The organism is Lacticaseibacillus daqingensis (assembly GCF_003946115.1).
GTDB lineage: Bacteria > Bacillota > Bacilli > Lactobacillales > Lactobacillaceae > Lacticaseibacillus > Lacticaseibacillus daqingensis.
On sequence record NZ_RHOH01000001.1, the window covers coordinates 343,479 to 368,057 of the forward strand.

At 54.8% G+C, this 24,579-nt stretch carries 23 protein-coding genes; 18 read left to right on the plus strand and 5 right to left on the minus strand.

Annotated elements, in window-relative coordinates:
• From argH to EKM88_RS01335, 4 genes are all read right to left on the minus strand, one after another.
• A complete protein-coding gene (gene argH / locus EKM88_RS01320; RefSeq protein WP_125702379.1) occupies nucleotides 1–1,383 on the minus strand; it encodes an argininosuccinate lyase in 1,383 nt (460 codons plus the stop codon).
• Nucleotides 1,383–2,600, minus strand: coding sequence for an argininosuccinate synthase (locus EKM88_RS01325; protein WP_125702380.1), 1,218 nt, complete (start codon nucleotides 2,598–2,600; stop codon nucleotides 1,383–1,385). Before EKM88_RS01325 ends, argH begins: the two co-directional genes overlap by 1 nt.
• A 158-nt stretch (nucleotides 2,601–2,758) precedes the next feature.
• A complete protein-coding gene (locus EKM88_RS01330; RefSeq protein WP_125702381.1) occupies nucleotides 2,759–4,201 on the minus strand; it encodes an ABC transporter substrate-binding protein/permease in 1,443 nt (480 codons plus the stop codon).
• Nucleotides 4,202–4,291: 90 nt separating this feature from the next.
• Nucleotides 4,292–4,960, minus strand: coding sequence for an alpha/beta fold hydrolase (locus EKM88_RS01335; protein ID WP_125702382.1), 669 nt, complete (start codon nucleotides 4,958–4,960; stop codon nucleotides 4,292–4,294).
• 118 nt (nucleotides 4,961–5,078) lie between these two features.
• Here EKM88_RS01335 and yycF point away from each other — a divergent pair, with 118 nt between their 5' ends.
• The 18 genes from yycF to EKM88_RS01425 all read left to right on the plus strand — a co-directional run bounded on the left by yycF (nucleotide 5,079) and on the right by EKM88_RS01425 (nucleotide 24,123).
• Complete coding sequence (gene yycF / locus EKM88_RS01340; protein WP_125702383.1) at nucleotides 5,079–5,789, plus strand: response regulator YycF; 711 nt, start codon at nucleotides 5,079–5,081, stop codon at nucleotides 5,787–5,789.
• A gap of 39 nt (nucleotides 5,790–5,828) precedes the next feature.
• Nucleotides 5,829–7,742 (plus strand): cell wall metabolism sensor histidine kinase WalK, encoded by a 1,914-nt coding sequence (gene walK / locus EKM88_RS01345; protein ID WP_125702384.1) that lies wholly within the window; start codon nucleotides 5,829–5,831, stop codon nucleotides 7,740–7,742.
• Nucleotides 7,732–9,105 (plus strand): YycH family regulatory protein, encoded by a 1,374-nt coding sequence (locus EKM88_RS01350; protein WP_125702385.1) that lies wholly within the window; start codon nucleotides 7,732–7,734, stop codon nucleotides 9,103–9,105. Before walK ends, EKM88_RS01350 begins: the two co-directional genes overlap by 11 nt.
• A 12-nt stretch (nucleotides 9,106–9,117) precedes the next feature.
• Nucleotides 9,118–9,915, plus strand: a complete 798-nt coding sequence (locus EKM88_RS01355; RefSeq protein ID WP_125702386.1) for a two-component system regulatory protein YycI — start codon at nucleotides 9,118–9,120, stop codon at nucleotides 9,913–9,915.
• A gap of 35 nt (nucleotides 9,916–9,950) precedes the next feature.
• Nucleotides 9,951–10,766, plus strand: coding sequence for an MBL fold metallo-hydrolase (locus EKM88_RS01360; protein ID WP_164511960.1), 816 nt, complete (start codon nucleotides 9,951–9,953; stop codon nucleotides 10,764–10,766).
• A 349-nt stretch (nucleotides 10,767–11,115) separates the two neighbouring features.
• Nucleotides 11,116–12,489, plus strand: a complete 1,374-nt coding sequence (locus EKM88_RS01365) for a S1C family serine protease (protein WP_125702387.1) — start codon at nucleotides 11,116–11,118, stop codon at nucleotides 12,487–12,489.
• A gap of 603 nt (nucleotides 12,490–13,092) precedes the next feature.
• Complete coding sequence (locus EKM88_RS01370) at nucleotides 13,093–13,497, plus strand: iron-sulfur cluster biosynthesis family protein (RefSeq protein WP_125702388.1); 405 nt, start codon at nucleotides 13,093–13,095, stop codon at nucleotides 13,495–13,497.
• Between the two features lie 474 nt (nucleotides 13,498–13,971).
• Nucleotides 13,972–14,181: a ribbon-helix-helix domain-containing protein gene (locus tag EKM88_RS01375; protein ID WP_125702389.1), complete on the plus strand. Its 210-nt coding sequence runs from the start codon at nucleotides 13,972–13,974 to the stop codon at nucleotides 14,179–14,181.
• Nucleotides 14,182–15,803: 1,622 nt separating this feature from the next.
• Nucleotides 15,804–17,048: a hypothetical protein gene (locus tag EKM88_RS01380; protein WP_125702390.1), complete on the plus strand. Its 1,245-nt coding sequence runs from the start codon at nucleotides 15,804–15,806 to the stop codon at nucleotides 17,046–17,048.
• A 119-nt stretch (nucleotides 17,049–17,167) separates the two neighbouring features.
• A complete protein-coding gene (locus tag EKM88_RS01385) occupies nucleotides 17,168–17,875 on the plus strand; it encodes an HNH endonuclease family protein (RefSeq protein WP_125702391.1) in 708 nt (235 codons plus the stop codon).
• A 31-nt stretch (nucleotides 17,876–17,906) separates the two neighbouring features.
• A complete protein-coding gene (locus EKM88_RS01390; RefSeq protein ID WP_125702392.1) occupies nucleotides 17,907–18,134 on the plus strand; it encodes a hypothetical protein in 228 nt (75 codons plus the stop codon).
• A gap of 103 nt (nucleotides 18,135–18,237) precedes the next feature.
• Complete coding sequence (locus EKM88_RS01395; protein WP_164511961.1) at nucleotides 18,238–18,945, plus strand: hypothetical protein; 708 nt, start codon at nucleotides 18,238–18,240, stop codon at nucleotides 18,943–18,945.
• Nucleotides 18,946–18,971: 26 nt separating this feature from the next.
• Complete coding sequence (locus tag EKM88_RS01400; protein ID WP_125702394.1) at nucleotides 18,972–19,691, plus strand: DNA-methyltransferase; 720 nt, start codon at nucleotides 18,972–18,974, stop codon at nucleotides 19,689–19,691.
• Nucleotides 19,692–19,719: 28 nt separating this feature from the next.
• Nucleotides 19,720–20,214: a single-stranded DNA-binding protein gene (locus tag EKM88_RS01405; protein ID WP_125702395.1), complete on the plus strand. Its 495-nt coding sequence runs from the start codon at nucleotides 19,720–19,722 to the stop codon at nucleotides 20,212–20,214.
• Nucleotides 20,215–20,471: 257 nt separating this feature from the next.
• On the plus strand, nucleotides 20,472–20,771 hold the full coding sequence (locus EKM88_RS13450) for an HNH endonuclease (protein WP_225418417.1): 300 nt from the start codon (nucleotides 20,472–20,474) through the stop codon (nucleotides 20,769–20,771).
• Nucleotides 20,772–21,159: 388 nt separating this feature from the next.
• Entirely contained in the window at nucleotides 21,160–21,435 is a 276-nt protein-coding gene (locus tag EKM88_RS01415; protein WP_125702397.1) for a hypothetical protein, read from the plus strand.
• 298 nt (nucleotides 21,436–21,733) lie between these two features.
• Nucleotides 21,734–22,213, plus strand: coding sequence for a phage terminase small subunit P27 family (locus EKM88_RS01420; protein WP_125702398.1), 480 nt, complete (start codon nucleotides 21,734–21,736; stop codon nucleotides 22,211–22,213).
• A complete protein-coding gene (locus tag EKM88_RS01425; protein WP_225418399.1) occupies nucleotides 22,207–24,123 on the plus strand; it encodes a terminase TerL endonuclease subunit in 1,917 nt (638 codons plus the stop codon). The genes EKM88_RS01420 and EKM88_RS01425 overlap by 7 nt, the downstream gene beginning before the upstream one ends.
• 138 nt (nucleotides 24,124–24,261) lie before the next feature.
• Here EKM88_RS01425 and EKM88_RS13455 read toward each other — a convergent pair whose 3' ends face one another.
• A complete protein-coding gene (locus EKM88_RS13455; RefSeq protein WP_318530862.1) occupies nucleotides 24,262–24,348 on the minus strand; it encodes a putative holin-like toxin in 87 nt (28 codons plus the stop codon).
• Nucleotides 24,349–24,579 lie beyond the last annotated feature (231 nt).

Consider the following 24,579-nt stretch of genomic DNA (forward strand, 5'->3'; position numbering starts at 1 on the left):
TTACCGGTCCGCAATGATCGCCTTGGCGCGGCTCACTTCTCGCTGCACGTTGGCGACGGCGGTGCCGCCGAGACTGGTGCGGCGGTTGACGGCGGCCTCAGGGGCCAGCTCGGCGTAGACATCCGCCTCGATCTGAGGGGCGGCGGCCTGCAGGTCTGCCAGCGGCATGTCCTGCAAGGCGGTGTGCGTCTGGAGACCCTTGAGCACCAGCTCGCCGACGATGGCGTGGGCCTGGCGGAACGGCACGCCCTTGGTGGCGAGGTAGTCCGCCAACTCGGTGGCGTTGCTGAAGTCGTTGACCGTTGCATCGTGCATTTTCTGCGCGTGCACGGTCAGGCTTTCCAGCATGCCGGTGAAGATGTGCACGGACCCGAGCACGGTGGTGTAGGCGTCGAACACGGGCTCCTTGTCCTCCTGCATGTCCTTGTTGTAGGCCAGCGGGAGGCTCTTCATGGTCGTCAAAAGGCCCATCAAGGCGCCGTACACGCGGCCGGTTTTGCCTCGGGTCAGCTCGGCGAAGTCCGCGTTCTTCTTCTGCGGCATGATCGACGAGCCGGTCGCGAAGCTGTCGGCCATCTCGATGTAGTTGAACTCGTAGGTGCACCAGAGGATCAGCTCCTCGGCCAGCCGCGAGAGATGCTGCATCAAGATGGCGGCGTTGCTCAGGAACTCGAGGGCAAAATCGCGGTCGGACACGGCGTCCAGCGAGTTGTGGTAGAGGCTGTCAAAACCGAGCTGCGCGGCCACGAATTCGCGGTCGATCGGAAACGTTGTGCCAGCCAGCGCCGCCGCACCCAGCGGCAGCATGTCGGTGTGGCGCTGATTGAAGCTGAAGCGCTCGTAGTCGCGCTGGAACATCTCGAAGTACGCCATCAGGTAGTGGCCGTAGGTGATCGGCTGCGCGTGCTGCAGGTGCGTGTAGCCGGGCATCAGGGTGCCGGCGTGGGCTTCGGCCTTTTCCACCAGCACGGTTTGCAGGTCGGTGAGCGCGGTCAGAAGCTCGGGCAGGCGGTGTTTGAGCCACAGGTGAAAATCGGTGGCGACCTGGTCGTTGCGCGAGCGTGCGGTGTGCAGCTTGCCGGCGACCGGCCCGATCAGGTCCGTCAACAGCTTCTCCATGTTGAGGTGGATGTCCTCGTTGGCGACGGTGAAGTGCAGCTCACCGGCGGCCAGTTTGGTCTGTAGCTGGTGCAGGCCGGCCGTGATCGTCGCCGCATCGGCTGCGGGGATGATGCCCTGTTGGCCCAGCATCGCGACATGCGCTAGGGAGCCTTCCAGGTCCTCTTGGGCCATCTGCTGGTCAAACCCGATGGACGCGCCAAACTGGTCGACCCACTGCGCCGCTTTTTGGGTGAAGCGGCCGCCCCAGAGTTTGTCCGTCATCACTTGGCCTCCGGCGCTTCGGAGTGCACGTGGTTGACCTGCTCGTACACGGTGCCCGGCAGCGTCCACAGCTTGATGAAGCCGGCTGCGGCCTCTTGGTCGAAGGAATCGGCGCTGGTGTAGGTCGCGAGGTTCTCATCGTACAGGGAGTTCTCGGACTTGCGGGCCACCGCCTGTGCGTTGCCCTTGTACAGCTTCATTTTGATGGTGCCGTTGACCACCTCTTGGGTCTCATCGACAAAAGCCATCAGCGCGTCGAACAGCGGGGTGATCCACTTGGCCTCGTAGATCATCTTGGTCAACTGTTGCTCGATCAGCGGCTTGTAGTGCGCCACGTCGCGCTCCAGCGTCAGGTTTTCCAGCTCGTGGTGGGCGGTCATGATGACCGTGGCGCCCGGCGCCTCGTAAACCTCGCGGGACTTGATACCGACCATGCGATTTTCGATTTTGTCGATGCGGCCGATGCCGTTGTCACCGGCGATTTGGTTGAGCTTTTTGATGAGGTCGGCCAGCGGCAGCTTTTGCCCGTCGATCGCGACCGGAATGCCGGCCTCAAAGGTCAGGTCGAGGAAGGTTGGCTGGTCCGGTGCGGCTTCAGGGGCAACGGTCATGCCCCAGGCGTCATCCGGGGCTTGGTTCCACGGGTTTTCGAGGATGCCGGCTTCGTTGGCGCGGCCCCAGAGGTTGGCATCGATGGAGTAAGGGGACTTCTTGCCGATCGGCACCGGCACGTTGTGATCCTTGGCGTAGTCGATCTCTTCTTCACGGGACCAGTGGAAGTCGCGGATCGGCGCTTCGATCTTCAGCTCAGGGTCCAGTGCATGGATGGCGGCCTCGAAGCGCACCTGGTCGTTGCCCTTACCGGTGGAGCCGTGGGCGATCGCACTGGCGCCGTGTTCGTGGGCGATGGTCACCAAGTGCTTGATGATCAGCGGCCGCGACAAGGCGGAAACCAGCGGGTAGTCGCCTTCATACAGGGCATTAGCCTTGATGACCGGGGTGACGTACTCGTTGGCAAACTCATCCTGCGCGTCGATCGCGTAGCTTTCGATGGCGCCGATGCTCAGCGCTTTTTGCTGGATGAAGGTCATGTCCGCGCCGGGTTGACCCACGTTCAGGCACACGGCGATCACATCATAGCCCTTGTCCTGCAGCCACGGGATGGCCACGGAGGTGTCAAGCCCACCAGAGTATGCGAGTACGATTTTTTCAGTCATTCAAAGTTCCTCCTCATTGTTTCTTCATCAGGTGACAATAAAACTCATTATGCACGGTTCAGGGTTGAATTGGTAGTCTCACTGCCAGTGGCGCGTCTTTTGGGGGGCAGCGAGCGCGTGTGTCAGGGCAAAAGCGTGACCGTTGACAGTTTGTAGGATTAGTTGAAGCGGCGTTCCACCAGCCCCAGCACCCGCGTCAGCAGGAAGGTCATCGCAAAGTAGATCAGGGCGACGATCATCATTGGGAAGAACGGCTGGAACGAGGCGCCTTGAACGGTGGAGCCTTCAAACATCAGCTCGGTGGCGCCGATAACGGACAGCACGGAGGATTCCTTGATATCCGTCACGAACTCGTTGCCCAGCGCCGGCCAGATGTTTTTGACCGCCTGAGGGAGCACCACGTACTGCAAGGTCTTGTTGGCGGACAGGCCCAGGCTGCGGGCGGCTTCCGTCTGGCCTTCCGGCACAGAGTTCAGCCCGGAGCGGATGATCTCGGCAACGTATGCGCCGGAGTTGATGCCCATAGCGATCGCGCCGGCGGTGAAGGCGGAGAGGCTGATGCCCAGCACCTGGGTGCCGAAGAAGACGATGAACGCTTGCACCATCAGTGGGGTGCCACGGATGAACTCGATGTAAACCACGGCGATGGCCTTGAGCACCCAGAGCTTGGAGCGGCGCATCAGGGCCAGGAAGGTCCCGAGCACGGTGCCGGCGATGACGGTCAGCAGCGCGAAGACGAAGGTGTTGATGGCCCCTTTGATGAAGAAGCTGCCGTACTTGGCCCAAAAGCCGGTGCTTTGGTTCTGCAGTGTGTACGCTTCATCGAGGTACTTGGCCCACTGCTTCTTGGCCTTCATGTCCTTGATCGTGGCGTTGACCTGCGCGGTCAGCGCGGTGTCCCCTTTTGGCAGGGCGACCACGGTCGGGGAGGCTTCGGTGGCGAAGTGCGGGTCGATCATCATCAGGCTCTTGTTCTTTTGGACGTAAGCGCCAGCGATGATGCTGGACATGACGCCGGCGTCCAGCTTGTTGTAGGACACTTGCGCGACCACGTCATTGGCCTTTTGGAGGCTCGTGATCTTGGCGCCTGGCAGCTGGGCCTTGGCGATGGCCTCCTGCGTGGTCTGTTTCTGGGCGCCGACCGTGGCGCCGGAGAAGTCGGCGACGTTCTTGTACTTGCTCTTGTCGCTCTTGCGGATGACCACGATCTGCTTTTCGTACATGTACGGCTCGGAGAAGTTGACCTGCTTGGCCCGCTCCGGTGTCTTGCTCATGCCGGAAATGACCATGTCGACCTTGCCCGTTTTGAGCGCGCCGATCAGCGCATCGAAGCCCATTTCCTTGATCTGCAGCTTCACGCCGGCGTCTTTGGCGATTTTCTTGGCCAGGGACACGTCTGCGCCGACGATCGTGTCGTCGCCGTTGACGGTTGCGTGGAATTCCAGTGGGGCGTAGTCGGCAGACAGCCCGACAGTCAGGTAGCCCCGCTGCTTGATGGTGGTCAAGCGGCTGCTGTCAGCCGCCTGAACGTGGTGCGATTGTGCGGTGCCGACCGTGATGAGCGCGGCCAGGGCGAACAGCCATTTAACGATTTTCTTCATACCCTGCAACTCCCTGCAATTGAATTTTTAATGAATATAAACCCAATCCAAAGAATATGCAAGCTTTATTATTAAATATGCAAAAAATATTCAGACTGCCAGCGGTCGAATGAACGGCCAGATCAACGTGACGAAGACGCTGCCATCCTTGATGTAGCTGGAATGCGTGGCGCTCGGCACGATGACCACCCGGGCGTTGCGAATGCCGCGCGCGATCTTGCGCGTTTCCCCCAGCCGGATCACATCGTGCTGCCCGGCGAGCACTAGCGTGGGCACGTGAATATTATGCAACTGGTGCGCGGTCAGGTGCGGGTGGCGTAGCATCAGCCGCAACAGCGGATCGTGCGTCTTCCAGTATTCGACCCAGGTGGCCCCGTAGACCAGGGGCCGCATCCCGGTCGGCGTCAGGTTGGCCCCGGCAACGATCAGGCGGCGCACCAGCGTCGGCCAGGTCGCCGCCACATAAAGCGCCGTGATGCCGCCATCGGAGAAGCCGGTGAGGATGACAGGCGGCAAGCCGAGCGCTGCAATGAAGGCCGCCACGTCTTGGGCCATCAGCCGGTAGTTGCGCGGCACCGCGCCGCTGCTTTGCCCGTGGCCGCGGGTGTCCAGCGCGTACACCGTGAAGTGTGGCGCCAGGCGCGTGACGGTCGCGGCCCACAGACTGGCATCTTCCCCGTTGCCGTGTAGCAACAGGAGCGGTTGGCCGTGACCGGCCTGCGTGTAATGAAGGGTGACCCCGTTGACGGACAGTTCCATAGCAATCGCCTCCACGGTTATTGTAACGCCGCGGCTGGCCGCGGTGCACGCCCGGTTTTGCCCCGCCCGCACAAAACCGCTATAATATATAGTAACTACGGACTAATGGAGGCCAACTATGGCAAAAAAGATCCTTGTGGTGGACGATGAGAAGCCGATCTCAGACATTGTCAAATTCAACTTGACGAAGGAAGGCTACGACGTGGTCACCGCGTATGACGGTGAGGAAGCGCTAGCCAAAGTGACCGATGAAAACCCCGATTTGATTCTGCTCGACTTGATGCTCCCTAAGATCGACGGCTTGGAGGTGGCGCGCCAGGTACGCAAAGCCCGCGACACGCCGATCATCATGCTGACGGCGAAGGACTCGGAAATCGATAAGGTGCTGGGCCTGGAGCTTGGGGCCGATGATTACGTGACCAAACCGTTTTCCAACCGCGAGCTGGTGGCGCGCGTCAAGGCGAACCTGCGGCGCTCCGGCACCGCTGCCCCGGCCCCTGAGGTCGACGACGAGAACAAGGAGCTGACGGTGGGCGACTTGACGATCCACCCGGACGCCTACACGGTGACCAAGCGCGGTGACAAAATCGAGCTGACGCACCGCGAATTCGAGCTGCTGCACTACCTGGCCCGGCACCTCGGCCAGGTGATGACCCGGGAGCACCTGCTTCAGACGGTGTGGGGCTACGATTACTTCGGCGATGTGCGCACGGTGGACGTGACCGTGCGCCGGTTGCGCGAAAAAATCGAAGACAACCCCTCGCATCCGGAGTGGCTGGTGACCCGCCGCGGCGTCGGTTACTACCTGAAGAACCCTGATCAAGAATAGCGGCCGTGATGCGCCGGTTCACGCGGCGGGAGTTTTAGCATGAATAAGAAGATCCGCTTCTTTCAATCGATTCACTTCAAGATTGCGCTTGTTTTCATTCTGTTGCTCCTGGTAACAGTGGAAATCATCGGCGCGTATTTTGTGCGCTCACTGGAGTCACAAAACATCGAGACCTTCAAGACCAGCATCAACATCGACCCGTACCTGCAGGAGAAGCTGGCCTCGGACCTGATGAGTGCCAACACGGAAGCCGCCAACAGCAGCATGAAGACGACCATCAGCCAGGCCGACGTGGCGAACACGGCGACCGTGATCGTCGTGGACGCCAAGGGCACCGTGCGGGCCAACAGTAACGTGAACAACCAAAACGATGTGGGCCAAAAATCCTCGTCCAGCAATGTCAAATCGGTGCTGTACAACGGTCAGCTCTTCGAGGGCTACGAGTACGGCGCCAGCACGGGGTCTCAGTACACCAAGGTGATCCCGATCAAGAATCCCAACGCCACCGGGGACGGGAACGCGGTGGTCGGGGCCGTGGCCATCACAGCCTCAATGGAGTCGGTGTACGCCAACATCAACAAGATCGTCAAGATTTTCCTGATCGCCAGTCTGGTGGCTGGGCTGTTGGGGACGCTGATCTCCATCGTGATCTCCCGGGCCATCACCCGGCCGATCGATGAGATGAAAAAGCAGGCGATCCGCATGGCGCGTGGGGACTACTCCGGCCAGGTACGGATCTACGGGCAAGACGAGCTGGGCCAGCTGGCCGTGGCGGTCAACAACCTCAGTGTGCGCGTGGAAGAGGCCCAAGAGGCCAGCGAGGCGGAGCGCCGCCGGCTGGACTCGGTGCTGGCCCACATGACCGACGGGGTGATCGCCACCGACCGGCGCGGCAATGTCATCATCATCAACGAGACCGCGCTCGACTTTTTGAACACGCGCAACGAGGACGTGATCGGGGTCTCGATCCTAAAACTGCTGACGATCGACAAGGACTACACGCTGCGCGACTTGCTGGAGAACCAAAAGGAGCTCTTGCTCGACTTTTCCGAACAGCTGGACCATGAGCTGATCCTGCGCGTGGACTTTAGCCTGATCCAACGGGAAACGGGCTTCATCAGTGGGCTGGTCGCGGTGCTGCACGATGTCACCGAGCAACAGAAAAACGAGCGCGAGCGCCGCGAGTTCGTGTCCAACGTGTCACATGAGCTGCGCACCCCGCTGACCTCCATGCGCTCCTACATCGAGGCGCTGACGGACGGGGCCTGGCAGGACCCGGAGATCGCGCCACAGTTTTTGAAGGTGACGCAGGAGGAAACGGACCGCATGATCCGCATGATCAACGACCTGCTCAGCCTGTCGCGCATGGACTCCGGCACCAGCAAGATCGAGCTGGAGTACGTCAACCTCAACGAGTTCTTCAACTACATCCTCGACCGCTTCGACATGATGCTCAAAACCGACAACGAACACGCCAGCGCGGACAACAACACGCACAAGTCCGGGCTGCTGCCAGGAGCCGAGAAGAAGCATTACACGATTCGCCGGGAGATCACCAAGCGCGACTTGTGGGTCGAAATCGACCAGGATAAGTTCATGCAGGTGATCGACAACATCATGAACAATGCGATCAAGTACTCCCCAGACGGTGGCGTCATCACGGCCCGCCTGCTGGAGACGCACAACCACGTGATCCTGTCCGTGTCCGACCAGGGGCTTGGGATCCCGCGCAAGGACATCAACAAGGTGTTCGACCGCTTCTACCGGGTGGACAAGGCGCGCTCTCGTCAGCAAGGCGGCACCGGCTTAGGTCTCGCGATTTCCAAGGAAGTCGTCGAAGCCTTGGGTGGCCGCATTTGGGTGGACTCACAGGAAAACAAGGGCAGCACCTTCTACATTTCGCTGCCATACGCCACCATCACGGACGCGGGAGGTGATTGGGATGAAGCTTAGCGGATGGATCCTGCGCGCCAGCCTGATCGCCATGGTCGCCTTGAGCCTGGTGTTCTCCTTTCTGATCTGGCAAAACCCGTCACGGCTGGGGCGCTCGGACACCAGCGTGGCGGTCAAAACGACCAAGGACCCGAACGCCGCGGCGCAGGTCAGCAACGTGTTTGCGCCGACCACGGCGTACTATCAGCACGACGGGACCAAAACGATGCTGTTTGACCCTGAAACCAGCGTGGCGGACACGCTGCGCACGGCGATGAAGGAGTGGCAGATCCAGCGCATTGGAGCGGCCAAGAAGCTGACCAGCAGTGCCTACACGGCGCTGTTGGCCACGGATCAGTCCCTGCAGCTGCGTTACACCGGTGCGATGGCGTTCAAGCAGTTCAACCAGACCTTTTTGACCCAGCCGCTAAAATCACCGGGGGCGGACTTCCAGTTCGATCGCCTGCTGGTGGACCTGAGCGCCACGACCACGCGCCTGCAATTCGTCAACGACAAGACGCGCGCCGTGCGCACGGCCACGCTTGCGCACGCCGACGTGGCCAAAGTGCAGGCGGTGGTGGCCAAAACAACGGCCAGCGGCTTTGCGGTCACTGAAATGCGGCTGGGTAATCGCCAGGTGGCGACCTTCAACGCGCCCATTCAGGTGCCGCCGTACACGTTTTTGCTCGACCAGCAAAGCGCCAACCACTTCGTCTCGCTGCTGCTGCCGGCCGATTCGGCCAGCTCCGTGGACACGCGTGAAATTGGCACGGAAACGGTGTACACACTGGGCGCGAGTCAACGCCTGAGCCTGGATACGGACACCGGGGGGATGCAGTACGAGAATGCCGCCAAGGCCACTGCGGGCAGCGGGCTGACCACGAGCCTCCGCACCGGCTACGCGAGCTTGAGCAAGCTGGCGTTGCAGGGGCTGGGTACGGTGCGCTACTTCGACACCCAAAGCGACACCGGCACCGTGACGTTTCGCGCCTGCGCGTTGGGCCTGCCGATTTTTAATGCGGATGGCTACGGTGCCATTACGACGACCAACACCGCGTCGGGGGAACAGATGGGCTTTTCGACCTACAACCTGACCGTGGCGATCCCGACCACGCAGAGCCCGGTGACGCTGCCGAGTACCGCCACGGTGTTCGACCAGCTGCGCCATGCGGGTTATGATGTCAACGGGCTGACCGACATGACGCTGGGGTACTACTGGAAGGCGCAAACAGCAGACAGCCAAGTCGTCTCGCTGACGCCGACCTATTTTGTCAAAATCAACGGGGAATACCGCCGTTACACCCAGTGGGTCGATCCCACCGATGAGACGGCCAAGGACACTGTCACGCCAAGCAACGGAAGCGGCACGCAAACACTGGAATAGGAGGTGGCGCGCGTGGATTTTCGCCGAATCGAAATGATTTTTCTGATCGTCTTCGTCGGGCTCAACATCTTCTTGGGGATGAGCTTCTTTCAAAGCCAGCAGGTGGACCTTGCGACCGCCAGCAGCGGCACCAGTGAGGTGGTGGCGGACATTAAGCGCGACCAGATCAAGCTCCCCAAGCTGAGCACAAAGACGCCGACCGGGGGATACTTGGCCAGTGTTGGCACCGTGAGCCTTGCGGGGGAGGCCAACCAGTTGCAGCACCAGTTCACCCGCTTTGCCACGGCCGACTACACGACCATGACCAGTACGCTGGATACCACCGTGACCGTCAGGCGCGCCAGCGCGGTGACCACACTGACCAAATGGCTTCAAAACGCCAAGAACGTGCTGCACGGAGACGAATACGTCTACGCAGAAGGACTGTCGGGCACCGACAGCTACGTGTTCGCGCAACGCGTGGCCGGCCGGGTCATCTACGACCCTCGGGCTCAGATCACCTTCACCGTGGCCAATGGCCGCCTGACCGGCTACACGCAGACCTACCTGAAGTCCTTGGACGTGCTGCGCGCGGACGTGGCGCTGTGCAGCGCACAGGACGCCGTCGTGACCCTGTACCGGGAAAACGAGATCCCTAACAGCGCGACCGTGCGCTGGACGCAGCTCGCCTACACGTACCTGCTGGACGCCAAGGGGGCCACAGTGTACATCCCCGCGTGGTTCGTTGGGGTGGAAAGCCAAGGCTCCAAAAACGTGACGGTCAAGAAGGTCAACGCGATCAACAAGACCGTCCTCAAGGCGCGCGAGTGAGCGTCAGGACCGATGATGAAAGAGGCATAACAAACATGACGGAAGATTTTGGGATGCGCGTCTCGGTGCTGGCGTCAAGCAGCTCCGGCAACGCGACTTACATTGAGACCCCCGGCCACAAGGTGCTGGTCGATGCCGGTTTTTCGGGCAAAAAAATGACCGAGCTGATGACCAGCATCGGCCGCGACCTCAAGGATGTGGACAGCCTGTTCATCACCCATGAGCACACCGACCACTGCAAGGGCGTCGGGGTGCTGGCACGGCGCTACCCGAACCTGACCGTCTACGCGGATCAGGGGACCTTCGACGCGCTCCCGGCCACGCTGGGCAAGCTGCCCAAAGACCGGCTCAAGGTGTTTGAAACCGGGACCACGCAGAGCCTGGGCGACTTGGACGTTGAAAGCTTCGGCGTCTCGCACGACGCCGCAGCCCCGCAGTTTTACCAGTTCCACCACGCGGGCAAGCGCTTTGCCATTCTGACCGACACCGGCTACGTGTCCGACCGCATCGCCGGCACGATCCGCGACGCCGATGCCTACGTGATGGAGTGCAACCACGACCTGGAGATGCTGCGCATGGGCCCGTACCCGTGGTCGTTAAAGCAGCGCATCCTGAGCGACGTCGGGCACTTGAGTAATGAGGACGGCGCCAACGCCATCATGGACATCATCGGCCTGCGCACCAAGCGCGTGTACCTCGGTCACCTGTCGCCGCACAACAACGTCAAAGCGCTGGCCCACATCACCGTTGCCAACATGCTCAAGGAGCAGGGCCTGGGCGTCGGCTACGACTTTGATATTTTCGACACCGACCCGGCCGTTGCCGACCCGCTGTTTACCGTGGGGGCATAAGGGCGGCAGGGGCCGAGATATAATTAACGGCCCAAGAATGAGCCACGACTATTCTAGGACAGTACGAGACGAAAAGCGACGCCCTAGCCGTATACGCAAGGCCTCCCACAAAACCTAAGTTCGGGTTTTGCAGGAGGCCTTGCGTATACTCTGGGCTAAAACCGCTTTTCGTCTCAGCCTCGTTTATTTCTCCCCAGAACCATTGATCTAGTGGGATTTGGTTTGATGTGGCCCGTAGGTACGGGTGCGTCACGCTAAAATCAGGAGTTATTCATACTTTCGTCAAATCCCCTTAGTATGATTGATATTGTAAGCAAGGGCATCTCTTGATCGAAAGGAATGGTCTAAGATGGATAACAATCAGACAAATAATTTTGAAGAAACGCCGATGACGTCACCCACGCCGGAAAGCCCGAAGCCGAAGCGGCGCGGGCTGAGCCAGCTGGTGACCGTGATCGCCGTGTCGGCGATCGTCGGCGGTGGGGTCGGCGGTGGGGTCGCGTACTGGGCTGGCAGCCGCAACAGCAGCGCCAACCTCGGCGTGACCACCACCACCCAAAAGGCCGGCACCACCCAAGTCTCCAATGTGTCCGTGAACCAGAGCTCCGCCTCACAGGAAGCCTTCGCCAAGGTCGAAAAGGCGGTCGTGTCCGTCGTCAACCTCCAGAATGCGCAGCGAACCAGCAGCGGGTTGGATTCTTTTGGGGACATTTTCGGTTACGGCAACGACTCGGACTCGGACTCGGACAACAGCCAGTCTTCTGGCTCCGGTTCCAGCAGCTCGGCTGACCTGCAAGAGTATAGCGAAGGCTCCGGGGTCATTTACCAGAAAAAGGACGGCAAGGCCTACATCGTGACGAACAACCACGTGGTGGCTGACTCCGATGCGCTTGAAGTCATCATGAGCGATGGCACCAAGGTCATCGCCAAGCTGGTCGGGACCGATGCCGAAACCGATCTCGCCGTGCTGTCCATTGACGGGAGCAAGGTGACCACCGTGGCCAGCTTCGGCGACTCCAGCAAGATCGCCGCGGGTCAAACGGTCATGGCGATCGGCTCCCCACTGGGCTCGCAGTACGCGACCAGTGTGACCCAGGGGATCATTTCCGCGACGAGCCGCACCGTTGACGTGACCGATGAAACCACCGGCCAGACCACCGGCCAAGCGACCGTCATCCAAACCGATGCCGCTATCAACTCGGGGAACTCCGGGGGTCCGCTGATCAACCTAGCCGGCCAGGTCATCGGCATCAACTCGATGAAGCTCTCCGGCACCAGCAACTCCGAAGCGACCATCGAAGGGATGGGCTTTGCGATCCCAAGTGATGAAGTCGTGTCCATCATCAACCAGCTGGTGACCAATGGGAAGGTCGTGCGTCCCGCGCTTGGCGTGACCGTGCGTGATCTTTCCACCATTTCCGCCACGCAGCAGTCGTCCATCCTGAAGATCCCAAGCAGCGTGACCAGTGGTGTCGTGGTGGCTGGCTTCACCGACACCTCGGTGGCCAAGAAGGCCGGCCTCAGCCAGTACGATGTGATCGTCGGCATCGACGACACCGACGTGGCCAGTGTGGCCGAGCTGCACACGGCACTGTACAAGCACGCGGTGGGCGACACCGTCAAGGTCACCTACTACCACCAGGGCACCAAGAAAACCGCTGACGTGAAGCTGACGCAGACTACGGAGCAGCTGACCACCAGCAACAGCAACACCACGAATTAACCGGAATGACCGAAGCGGCCGCCATGTGCGGCCGCTTTTTTGCTGGTGCGCAGGCACAGCATACGCACCCGCGCGTGACAATGCGCGCCGGACATTGGCCGCAACTTGGCCGCAAACGTTCAGGTCACCGGTGTCAATGTGGATAGTGAATGGGGACAAACGTCCTATGTAACTGTGGATAACTCTGTGGATACTGTTTATAAGTGGGCTGAGCGGCTGTGGTCAAACTTGTCCACAGCTGGGGAGAATGGTGTGAATAAAAAAGTTTGATTGCTCACCAAACACCTGTACCCACTGATGCGAAAGGGTTCTTAACGCTTTCGCTCGTGAAATACCGGAATCCCCAGTTGTGGATAAGCATGGGGGCGAAAAAAATCACTTGCATTTTTCGCGCACGAAATCTGGTGTCAAAAATAAATCTGACCACCAGCGGTTGGGGGTGGAAACCTCGTGGTGTGGATAACTTGTGGGGATAGCCTGTGGTTGGTGTGGTCAACTGGCGAAGGAGGTGGTCAAAAAGGGGCCTCAGTTGACACAGCCACGAAAAATCCCCTATAATAGACGTGTAGTTAATTGCACACAACTTAAACGGGAGGCGCGCTTATGGAGATTACGATTAAACCTGACGCAAAGCAGTACTTGGCCCAAAAGGTACCGGCGGGGGCCCAGATCCTTTTGGCCTTGGACGATGGTAGCAGCAAGTATTCGAAGCTCGGGGGCTCCTGTGCGATCGGGAACAAGTTCCAGCTGGTCATCACCGAAGCGGGCGACCCGGATTACGCCGAACCAATTGACAACGATGCGGGGTTGACCCTGACGACGGGCCAGCCGGAGCTGATGTACCTGGGGCACGGCCTGATCCTCGACTACCGCCTGGGGATGCTGGCGTTGCGCGATGACAGCGGCGTCCTCGATGGCGCTGTGACGGTCACGGAAGCGGCCCCACTGAGCGAAGAAGACAAGAAGCGGCGTGAAGAAATGACCACCCTGGGTGGGAAGATCTGCTAGCCACGCAGCAGCGCGGTTCATAACCTGATCGCGACCAGTAAAGGGTGTCCATGCGGGCGCCCTTTTTGCTTGCCGGCGAGGGGCCGTGGGCAGTGCGAGTGAGAAATTTTTAGCACTCTATTGACATTTTTCCTAGTTGTACAAATAAAAGTAGAGGTGTTGATTCAAAAGGATTTAAGGTTGTACAAACTAGCACAAATGTGTGTATTTAACCTTTCAAATTAACCGGTGGGAGGGTCAAAAAGGCAGTCAGTAGCCCAATAAATGGTATTTTGATTAGAAGAAACTTGACAGATAAAGATAAAGATAACAGTGAACGCAATGGCAGGCAGTGATGCGCAACGGCTCTGGGCTAGTCCTAGGGCCTTTTTGTTTCACACGAAACCTTTTTGACTTCGTGGTGTACAAAGGTGATGCACCATGGTACACTATCTTTGTTGAGAGATGCAGAAAGCCAACATAGGGGGAATCACAATGACAATCGCGAAGGGTAAGACCCGCATCAACGCAACGCTTCCTGACAGCCTCATACAGGCCCTGGACGCAGCTGTGGATGGTAAGCGGGACGCAATTGCAGAGTTGACTGGTAAGCGCACAGAGGGCTCATTCAGCCGCTCAGACCTGATTCAGCAGGCCCTAGAGAGCTACCTAGCCGATGGTAAAACCGGTCAAAAACGGTCATAGTCAATCAGAGCATCTACCAGCCGGTGGGTGCTTTTTTGTTGTCTCTGCACACTGGGTTTATACAGCCTAGAGTAGCCCTGTGAGGCTCTGAAAGCCCCGTAGCGGCGTTTTAACTAGTGGGTAGTGTGATTATGCCTAGATAGGTAGAACGGCTGAGAAAGAGACATGAGAGAGCTGTATAGACTTAGGATGCTAGTAGGTGTATTCCTCACCACAACCCACTTAGACCTCATACAATAGCCATAGGAGGCCCTGAGAGCCCCGTAGCGGCGTTTTAACTAGTGGGTAGTGTGATTATGCCAGACAGAGTTAAACCCACCAGAAAGAGACCTGAGGGGAAGTTAAGTGTGTCTAGTGAACAAATTCACAAGCCACAAGGGAGTCATCCGTAGAAGCCATTGGAGGGGTGTAGTGGGGTATCTCAGGGCAGTTGGTTAGCGTGAGGGTATCTGGCGTATGCCAGTGTAAAACACGCTGTAGGATGCCCTGAAGCCCTCTAAAGCACCTTGTAGGAAGCCTAGAAGCCTAAAGCATCTTGTGGCAGACGGTTAGCATATTATCCGGCTTTCAGCCGAAAAATTGATGCTATGAATACTGCCACACTGTGTTAGCCAGGTAAGGCGAATGGAATGAGCCTTATAGGCGCTGTGTTATGAGGTTGTAGAAAGCTAGTTGTGTAGAAGAACTAGCCTAGCTATCCGGCTTACGCCGGAACCTATAGGCTAAAGGGCTACACATTGTGTAAAGGGTAGGGTTTTTAAGCCTGTTAAGGCTAAAGGTCTTTGGCTCGGATTGGTCTTTAATCCGAGGGCCTCAAGGCGCCTAGCCTTGTGGACAGCCCCGGTCTTGGGCTGGACATAGCCTTTGAACTTGGTCTTAGGGTCTTTGAGGTAAGCCTATCCCTGTACAACTAGCAACTGCCTTTGCTTTGTACAGAATGACTAGCCAATGAGTACCGGCGTAAGCCGGGACGGTAAGGCTTACTTGCTGTACAAGGTCAAAACCAAGTGCAAGGTCAAGTGCTATGTCCAGCCAAAGACCGGCTGTCCACCAAGCTGTCCGCTTGGATGGCACCTCTGCGCTTCGCTACGAGGTTACAGTAAAACCTTTGAGGGTCTTTACAAAGCATCGTTCTGAGCCGCGAGGGGGTGAGCGTGAGCGAGCCCAGGAGTCTCAGTAATCACCTTTGAGCTAGTCTGTGAATGTTTACCCGTAGATACTAAGTACATAGTAGGTAGAAAACAGGGGGTAAAATCGCTGTATCCCTTGCGGCTCTAAGGCTCAAGCAGGGGGGAATCTTCAAGGAAGAGTGCCCCCGTTTTTTTCAGGGAGCCAAAAGAGGACTAAAACGCTCAATCCTTACATCCACGTGGGTTACAGCCATCTACAGGCGTAAACGTCAGAAATAGGGTTCAAAGGTGATATAATTAAAGTATAAGTAATTAGGCTATCAGCTTGACTTAATGGTAGCCTATTCTTTTTGTCTAAAAATGGGTTCTGTGACACTAATGATACAACTTGTAACTAAATGTACTCAAAAACTCAAAAACAGCGAAAATCGGGTTCTGTTAGCTAGATTATAGCTGTCCAAATAAATGAAAGCATAAAAAGGGAGTAACAAAATGAAGTACAAGAACCAAGAACTGCTACGCGATTGGCAACACAATGATGAGGCTATGCAAGAGCTCACACAGCACTCACCAAGTAAGACAGCCAAAAAGGCCACCATTACAGCCATCCTCACGTCCACCAATTCTGAGCGCCTGTTGGGGTGCAAGGTCAAGAAGGTGGATAGTGCAAAAATGGTGTCTTCTACTACAACTCCAACACCACTCATGGCCGCGCTGGTAGAGGCTATGGGAGACAACGTTGTAAGCCTTCCTCAGTTACTCTCTACCTATTATCCTAACGTACCCCAGCGCGAGGACTACATAGAAGCTCTGAAGTTGGGGCTGACAAACATGGTTGAGTTAGAAGCCATAACCAAGAGCCACCACCGGCCAAAACGCCTCACACCCGTTCAGAAACTCTTCTACGTGTTGAGTAAAGACGATTTTCGGCGTGATGATAAGAGGGTTTTTGCAGATGTCACAAGAGCGATTGCGTTAGCCGCCTTCAATCGGGTGTCAGGACAGCCGCTGGTCAAGTCAGCAGGCAGGGGCTTGTACATCACCCATGACACCATCCGGAACTGTATGCAGAGACCCGCTGTAGCTACCGCTGACCAGATAGCTAACAGCCTTGTCCTGCTCAGAATTGCTGGATATGTGCGCTTAGCTCAGCCAGAAGAGTGGACTGAAGCGGGAAAGTTGCTGGCAGTGTCTCACGACGCGGCTGGCAAGGCGGTTGTATCCCACCACATCTATGTGCTTGGAAACTTCAGTGCGGCGAACTGGTCACTGATTACACAAAACTTTAACTTGGATTTACATACTAGCATTGGTCGAACAATGCTTATCCAGTTTCTAGGAGCTGATACTGTTCACAACTACTTCCCCGACCTGAGCGGTGGGGTTAGCCAGCCGACAATCAACTTTATGCTCACGCGCTCAGGTGAATCAGCCAGCAACTTTCCCGTGATGACCCTGAAGGCCGCGACGGACACAGTGCAAGCAATTGATGGGGTCGCAAAGTCAACTGCTGGCAAGTATGTAGACCAAGTGTTGCTAGTGAAGCCCATTCAGATGGCCAAGATGTCAGCCCGGGAGGCCCGCGAGAACGGATACAATCTTGATGAATGGCAAGCAGGTTCACCCGCGGAAAAGCTGCTTTTTTCGACATCACAAGATGCTCTGCTGATGTGCATTGAACGACTGAAGCATGCAAACAAAAAGGGCGTTCGGGTGAGCCAACTGCTGGAAGACTAGCAAAATGTTAAGGAAATATTAAGAAATGTAAGAATTTAGCTAAAATAGAGAAAATCGGGTTCTGTTAGCTAGATTATTAGTGTCCGAATAAATGAATAGTAAAAAAGGAGATATTTAAGATGAAACAACAATATGCTGAAAAAGTGAAGAGTATGACTGGTGAACAATTCATGGATACGCTCAACTCCGCAAAAACAGCGAATGCAGGAACCGCCCTGCTCATGGCCCGCGGTTGTGACCGGTTCTTTGACCTCAACGATATGGCCTCTATCCCGTCTGACCAACGTGGTGGAGCATTCACACCTAGCTCTGATATGGGCTGGAAGCGTTGCCAGCCACCCTATGATAAATATTTTGCTTCCTACGACGGGAAAATCAAAGGACCTCAGGGCGGCGTATTGGCAACTAGCGTAAACAACGCAGGATACGAGCTAGTTGGCGCGATTGTCAACGGTAATACAACTAGCACTACTGTCCACCGCTTGGTCGCCAGTGCTTGGTTGCCTAACCCTTCAGGATTATCAGACGTTGACCATGTGAGTGGCGATAGAACTTTGAACCGCGCAGACGCATTGCGCTGGATTTCACATAAAGACAATCTCGCACAAGCTCATCGCATGAAGCAGATGGCGGGCAACAAGGGCGCTAAAAATCGGGGTGTGGCAGTTATGAAAATTGATGCAGATGGTACCCGCACTGAATACCGTTCTCTCTCCGCCGCGGGTAGAGACAACGGGTTGTCCGCTGTGAGCGTGACTGGGAACGCCCGACACACACTGAAACTGGATAAGCCGTTCCACTTTGAGTTTTTGGATACCACAAAATGAAAAAGGACTATGAAAATGGGGGTATATAAATATGAAAGAAACTAAAAAAGGAACACTCAGCGGCGGCTTTAGCACCTTCAAGCTGGCATACGCAGTCGGGTGGGTGCTGGTGCTACTCAAGCTGGCGGGGGTGCTCAAACTCAGCTGGATGTCGGTGGCGAACTACTTCATCCTACTAGCGTTTGTGTCAGCGATTCTGTTCACGCTGGCGGCGTTGGTCGCATTGGTGATTGTGAAAGTAGGCGAGAAACACGAATAGAGAAACGGTGGAAGCAATCACCTCGTTCAGACAGTTTTCAGTAGAAACACACCGCTTAGCGAACACTTTGCACCTTTCAGACCCAGACGCAAAGCACCTATTAATGACTGAGTTAGTAGAGCACCGCTTAAATGGCATGAGTGATGAGCAGATTCAAAAAGCCATTGCTGACAATGACCCAACGTTTTCTTGGCGGGTCACTTACGCGAAACGCGATTGCTTGCGAGCTTATTACAAGGCTAAACGACAACAGCAACAAGCCGCCAACGGACTGGTCACCATGGTACAAGACAGCTACTCCATCATCGACATGGATAGGGCCACAAGGACACAGGACGATGTACAAGCCGCCATTGAGTTGTTACCTCAGATATTCGCCAACCGGTCAACCTGTGCATGGGTAGAATCAGTTTTGCGGGTGGGGGCTGAAGAAACACAGGCACGGTATCACCAATCACGCCGCCAATTTTCGCAAAAAACAAATCGCGTATGCAGATACGCAAGTCAACATAGAAAGAAGTTAATCGGAATTATGAGCAATCGCCAAGACGAAACAGAACTAAAGGAACTAGAAGCACTGACGCAATGGGCCGCAATGATGGCTAACGAAGATGTAACAGACAAACAGATACAGCACTTCCTTGACCAACACGGCTCACTGGTTGCGGATATTGTAGATACTCCAAAAATCAAGCATCAAGGGAAATTAGTAGCCGACTGGGCAAACGCTGACCATGCCGACCAGTACGCATTTTGCAATATCATGGCCGCGCGAAAAGAACGGCTAGAACAGTATTTAGTTTTGAGATAAATGTAACCGCTTAATTCGGAGGAACGATGGAACTAAACAAAATCTATAATCAGGAAGCCTTGGCCGGTATGGCTGAGATTGAGGCGGGAACGGTTGACATGATATTGACTGACCTGCCCTATGGAACGACTAGGAACAACTGGGATAGCATTATCCCATTAGATGCTATGTGGCAACAGTTTAACCGTGTCATAAAGCCAAATGGGGCAATTGTTTTAACCTCACAACAGCCATTTACAACACGGTTAATTAGTAGCAATCCCAAGCGGTTTCGCTACGAATGGATATGGCAGAAGTCGATTGCGACAGGTTTTCTCAATGCGCGTAGAATGCCGCTAAAGAAGCACGAAAATGTATTAGTGTTCTATCAACGCCTACCAACATATAACCCACAATACACGATGGGAAAGCCATATATGACAAGAACTAACAAGGCATCTAGCAACTATGGACACATGAAACCAACAGCAACGATAGCAACGGATGGTAAGCGATACCCAGTAGACGTGTTGAATATAAAAAGTGAAACAGGATTACACCCAACACAAAAACCAGTAGGATTGATGGCTTACATGATTAATACATATACGAATGCAGGTGAGACGGTGCTGGATTGTTGCATGGGTAGCGGAACTACAGCAATAGCCGCGATACAGACTGGGCGTAACTTTATTGGCTTTGAGTTAAACAAAGACTACTGCGACGTAGCAAACAAGCGCATATCCACATATCAATCACAAAAGTAGACCAAGCAGAATAAAGGGAGAAAACAATATGAACACAGTAAACTTAATCGGATTTCTAGCTACTGACCCAAAAGCCTCAGGGGACGCCGCAACGTTCCTCTTGGCAGTACGCCGCAACTATGAATCAAAGGATGGGGAGACCGCAGACTTTATCAATTGCATTGGCTGGGGTGGCTTGGCTACTAACATCCTGAAGCACTTGCACAAGGGGAGCAAGATAGCTCTCACCGGTTCAATCAAGACCAGCCACTATACAGACGCCGGTGGGTTCAACAGACTGGGCTGGCAGGTAGTAGCAGAACAGGTGACCTTCCTAGACCCTAAGCCGCAGAGTAAGACACCAGACTTAGACCAGCACAACCAACAGCAGTACTACGTTGCACCAGCCCGCAATCCTAAGCCGGATTTTTCGCAGTACATCAAACAACCGGAACCCACCCGCAACACGATTGAGGTAACGCCTGAGGTGGCTGAAGCTATCAAGCAACTACAGCAACTGTCAAAACAGCAGAGGGTGTTCTAGTGAGCAACTACAAGAAGCTACTCCATATCTGTGGGGAGCCGGGTTGTCAGGTAGTCATACAGGGGGATAAGCAGTACTGCGACAAGCACCAAGCCAAGCATGACGCTCAGTGGCAGAAGCAGAAGCAAGAGTACCGTAAGAGCAAACTAGCTCAGGCTATCCGCCAACAACAGACTAAGCACTATGACCTGTACGACAGGGACAAGGAAGCCTCAGCATTCTATCACTCCAAGCAGTGGCGGGCAGTGCGGGATTATGTGTATAGCAGAGATGGGGCACAATGCCAATCCTGTGGCAATATCCTAGACAATCGCAAAGTGTGTGACCACTTGCACCCACTGAAGTACTCACCAGCAGAGAAACTCAGTACATCTAATCTGTGGGTACTCTGCTACAAGTGTCATACCCGCAAGACCACCATTGAGCAGAAGATAGCAGAGCAACCGAATGGCCCAACTAAACTACAGCACCTAGACAAAGAGTGGTGGCTACGAACTCTATCAGAACAGCAGGGCCAGACAATCACAATGAAAGAGTGGCGCAATGACAACAAGTGAACAACAGCTGAGCGATGCAATAGAACGTCTACCAAGGTGGCTAGCACTGTCACTTATTCAAGGATTACTGGACGCAACCACAACAAGAAAGGAACACAACAATGAACAACACTAACAACAAACACAAGGTACATGAGGTAGCAGGGTATCGCAAGGGTATGTCTAAGACAGCATTGTGGGCTGGCATCTGTGCGGCATTAGGTTTATTCATCGGGGGCTTAGCGCTTCCCATCGCGGCCTTGGTATTGGGTATCATTGCCCTCACAAAGCAACCTACTAGCCATGACAAGTACTGGGCTATCAGCTCTATTGTCCTCGCGGGTATCTCAGTCCTGGGGTTCCTGATGTAACTGGCGCACTCCATACGTTATAGATAGTGAGGGAAGCAATGGACATATACAGTAGCCATGAGAACCAACAGGAAGCACTAGACAACATGGTAGCCAAGCTACTGAAGCTGATGAGGCAGACACTCAACCAAGCGATTGAGCAAGGCAAAGACCAAGCCGCATTAGATGTGAGCACGTACCACAAGCTGGTAGTAGAGCAAGCGGTAGCAACATGGCGGGAAGAGTACCCACTAGATGAGATGACACTCTTCTATATCAATGACAAGCCAGACGGTATCATTCTAAGATGGTGGGAAGCGGTTACAATTAGATAACGAGCAGACGCGGGATTAGACGAAACAGACACGCTAGAAACGCCGGCGTATCAACGTTTACCCCGCCCCTATCTGTGAAGAAATAACCGCGCATACTAAAATGGCTTTCCGTCAAAAAATATGTAGATATGTAAATAATGACATAATGGCCACCCTAGACTAGCCGCAAAGCTTAATAGGGCGGCTTTTTGTCAGCTCAAAAACAGCTTAAAGGGGCGCAAAAATTGTACATATATAAACTGATAAACCGCATAAGAGCGGGCATTGTAGCAGTAGTAAAGACGATAGGGGGCGCAACATGGTAGGACGCAAGCCAAAACTAACAACTGACCCAAGTGATAGGGCCGACCAGCGGGCTAGAACAGCCGCATTGATGAATGCCACGAAGAGTTATGACTGCTTGCAAGAAAGGGCGCCTAAGCATCTATCTGGGGTAGCACGTAGTACTTGGGAAAGCCTTGTGCCACAGCTTAATCGCCAAGGATTAGTCAAGCAGATAGATAAGCAGATAGTGACAGCACTGTGTGAACAAGTGCAGCTAGAGCGCATGGCATGGATTGAGATACAGGAAAACGGCGTGGTGATTGATGGCCGAAAGAATCCCGCGTGTCAGGTGCTGGACTCAGCCACAGCTAAAGTTAAAAGTTTATCCGACAGTCTGGGATTGAACCCGCAAGCACGTGCAAGCCTGATTACTGTAGAGAACAACAACCATGACGACGAAGAAGTAGACATTATCAGCAAGCTGAAAGGGAAAAGTGGTGACAATGATTGGTAGACCTAGAACGAATTGACCTGACCCAAGAAGACAGCACAGATAACGCCAATCTGTCAGTCGCCATCGACGAAGCATACTTAGCACGTAAAAATGAAAGCGCATACACTGCAATCTTTGAGCGATACCGTGACCCAGCCACGCGGTATAGTTTTGCCATCCTAGAAGGCGATGTAGTAGCGGGCGTTGACATGAAGCTATCCGCTTTTCGCCACTTGCAGGACCTTACTAGAATTGGCAGTGAGGACTTTCCTTACAGCTACGATTTAGCCAAATGCCATGAGGTGCTCAATTTTGCCGCGCTTTGCCCTGACCCAGATGCTGGGAAGCCGCTACCACTAGCTCTATGGCAACAAGCTATCTTGTGCTGGTCTCAAGGTTGGCGCAAGGGAGACGAACGCCGTTTTCATCGTGTGATTTTTTCCGTGGCGCGTACCAATGGTAAGACCTACTTAACCTGTATCCTATTGGCATACCAGTATATCTTAGGTAGCTCAGGACGGTATAACCAAGATATGGCATACATTGCCCCTGTCACCCAACAAAGCAAGAAGGGGTGGCGATACGTCAAGCTTACCTTTTCGCGATTGATGGAACTTAGAGCCTTTGCCAAGCTCTTTGTATCTCAGCAAACCAAGGCGGGTGAAGACGTTGTGAAGTCTAAGAAGACTCAAAACCAGCTCTTAAGACTGTCAGATGAAAGTGGGCAGTTTGACTCATATCATTTCTCTTTCGCCGTTCATGATGAGGCGGGCGACGATAGCCGTGTAGGTCTTATCCGTGAAAATAACGGTAAGATTACTTCTGGTCAGGTGCAGACAACAGACAGTCAAATGTGGACTATCTCAACAGCTTACCCAGACGCCACCAGCTCAATGTATACAGACGAAAAGATGGTACGTGAAGCCATGTGTAAGGACTTTGAGCGTACCTTAGACGATGTGTTGATGTTGAACTTTGCCCAAGACAGCGACGATGAAGTAAACACCCCTGATACTTGGATTAAGTCTAATCCTATTCTGGGCTTGAAGGGTGACACCATGTTAGCCTCGATGGTGGCGGAACGTGATACCAAGAAGGCAGACGGGACAGTTAGCGAATTTATCAACAAGAACCTTAACCGCTGGCTCTCTGTGAAGGAAAACCGGTACCTGAATCCGCACGACATAGAGGCCGCCCAGACAGACACGCCACCTATCAACATCACAGGCCAACCCGTATACATAGGCTTTGACTTGTCTAAGCTGTCTGATGATACCGCAGTGGCCTTTGTCTACCCGTACCAAGTGAAGGGCCAAACTCATTACTACATACAACAGCACTCATGGATACCCACGAACAAGACTGGTGGCAACATCGCGACTAAGGAAAAGGGCGACGGTATCAACTACCGGCAGGCTCAGGAACTAGGCTTTGCGACTATCGCCAAAAACCGCTGGGGATACATAGATGAGGACAGCGTGCTAGACTACCTTCTGGACTATGTAGAGACTAACCAGCTACAGGTACGGTTCTTTGTCTTTGACCGGTGGGGCACCTCAGATGTGACAGACAAGCTGACCGAGCTAGAGCCATTCCCACTGATGCCACTCAAGCAGACTGCCGACAAGCTAGACAAGCCTACCCATGAGCTTCAGAAGGCTTTCCGGGAAGGAAGGGTACATACAGACAAGGACCCACTACTGGCCTACGCGCTGACCAACGCCGTACTGGTAGGGAGCTCCGCTGGTATCAAAGTAGACAAGGAACGCGCCACCGCCAAGATTGATGCCGTGGATGCGATTGTAGATGCCATGAGCCGCGCTGTGTATGAGTTCGCTGATTTTGACCCGGATGTAGAAGAGCCTAAGAGCCTGTTCGCTGGCTGGACAGAAGACCAGAAGCACGACTATTTCACCAACTACTCATTTTAGAGAGGCTGTGCTATACTGTGAGTATAGAAAAAGGGCAACGTGCGCCAACACGTCACCCCATGAGCGCACCGCCTAGGCGGCCAGCCTCAGTTATCAGTCTGCAAGGACTTCAAACCGTCTGCTTAAGCCGCTGGACGGTTATTTTTGTCCGTTGTTGTTGATGATAGCGACAACTAACATTGCAAAAGCAATCATTAGCGTCAACACTTCAAAAGTGCTCACCACTAAACCCCGTTCAATAAATTCACCATAGGCATCACCTCAAATGCAACCAAGGCTTAGCCACCGCGCGACTTGCTCAACACACATAGTACCATGCCTTAGACCCCTAGTGGGTCTATTTTTTTGCCCTAAAGGTCAGAATAGGTCAAAAACGGCGCAGTGAAGACGTTATAGATAGCGAAAGACAAAACAGCCAAGAATGAGGTGACAACTATAGATAAACTACTTAGAATC

What these genes read in the sequence shown, in the direction of transcription:
- EKM88_RS01405 (WP_125702395.1), top strand. Translation starts at nt 19,720, where the DNA reads ATGAACACAGTAAACTTAATCGGATTTCTAGCTACTGACCCAAAAGCC.
- EKM88_RS01335 (WP_125702382.1), bottom strand. Translation starts at nt 4,960, where the DNA reads ATGGAACTGTCCGTCAACGGGGTCACCCTTCATTACACGCAGGCCGGT.
- EKM88_RS01390 (WP_125702392.1), top strand. Translation starts at nt 17,907, where the DNA reads ATGAAAGAAACTAAAAAAGGAACACTCAGCGGCGGCTTTAGCACCTTC.
- EKM88_RS01325 (WP_125702380.1), bottom strand. Translation starts at nt 2,600, where the DNA reads ATGACTGAAAAAATCGTACTCGCATACTCTGGTGGGCTTGACACCTCC.
- walK (WP_125702384.1), top strand. Translation starts at nt 5,829, where the DNA reads ATGAATAAGAAGATCCGCTTCTTTCAATCGATTCACTTCAAGATTGCG.
- EKM88_RS01380 (WP_125702390.1), top strand. Translation starts at nt 15,804, where the DNA reads ATGAAGTACAAGAACCAAGAACTGCTACGCGATTGGCAACACAATGAT.
- EKM88_RS01395 (WP_164511961.1), top strand. Translation starts at nt 18,238, where the DNA reads ATGACTGAGTTAGTAGAGCACCGCTTAAATGGCATGAGTGATGAGCAG.
- argH (WP_125702379.1), bottom strand. Translation starts at nt 1,383, where the DNA reads ATGACGGACAAACTCTGGGGCGGCCGCTTCACCCAAAAAGCGGCGCAG.
- EKM88_RS01360 (WP_164511960.1), top strand. Translation starts at nt 9,951, where the DNA reads ATGACGGAAGATTTTGGGATGCGCGTCTCGGTGCTGGCGTCAAGCAGC.
- EKM88_RS01375 (WP_125702389.1), top strand. Translation starts at nt 13,972, where the DNA reads ATGACAATCGCGAAGGGTAAGACCCGCATCAACGCAACGCTTCCTGAC.
- EKM88_RS01420 (WP_125702398.1), top strand. Translation starts at nt 21,734, where the DNA reads ATGGTAGGACGCAAGCCAAAACTAACAACTGACCCAAGTGATAGGGCC.
- EKM88_RS01415 (WP_125702397.1), top strand. Translation starts at nt 21,160, where the DNA reads ATGGACATATACAGTAGCCATGAGAACCAACAGGAAGCACTAGACAAC.
- EKM88_RS01385 (WP_125702391.1), top strand. Translation starts at nt 17,168, where the DNA reads ATGAAACAACAATATGCTGAAAAAGTGAAGAGTATGACTGGTGAACAA.
- EKM88_RS01370 (WP_125702388.1), top strand. Translation starts at nt 13,093, where the DNA reads ATGGAGATTACGATTAAACCTGACGCAAAGCAGTACTTGGCCCAAAAG.
- EKM88_RS01350 (WP_125702385.1), top strand. Translation starts at nt 7,732, where the DNA reads ATGAAGCTTAGCGGATGGATCCTGCGCGCCAGCCTGATCGCCATGGTC.
- EKM88_RS01400 (WP_125702394.1), top strand. Translation starts at nt 18,972, where the DNA reads ATGGAACTAAACAAAATCTATAATCAGGAAGCCTTGGCCGGTATGGCT.
- EKM88_RS01330 (WP_125702381.1), bottom strand. Translation starts at nt 4,201, where the DNA reads ATGAAGAAAATCGTTAAATGGCTGTTCGCCCTGGCCGCGCTCATCACG.
- yycF (WP_125702383.1), top strand. Translation starts at nt 5,079, where the DNA reads ATGGCAAAAAAGATCCTTGTGGTGGACGATGAGAAGCCGATCTCAGAC.
- EKM88_RS01365 (WP_125702387.1), top strand. Translation starts at nt 11,116, where the DNA reads ATGGATAACAATCAGACAAATAATTTTGAAGAAACGCCGATGACGTCA.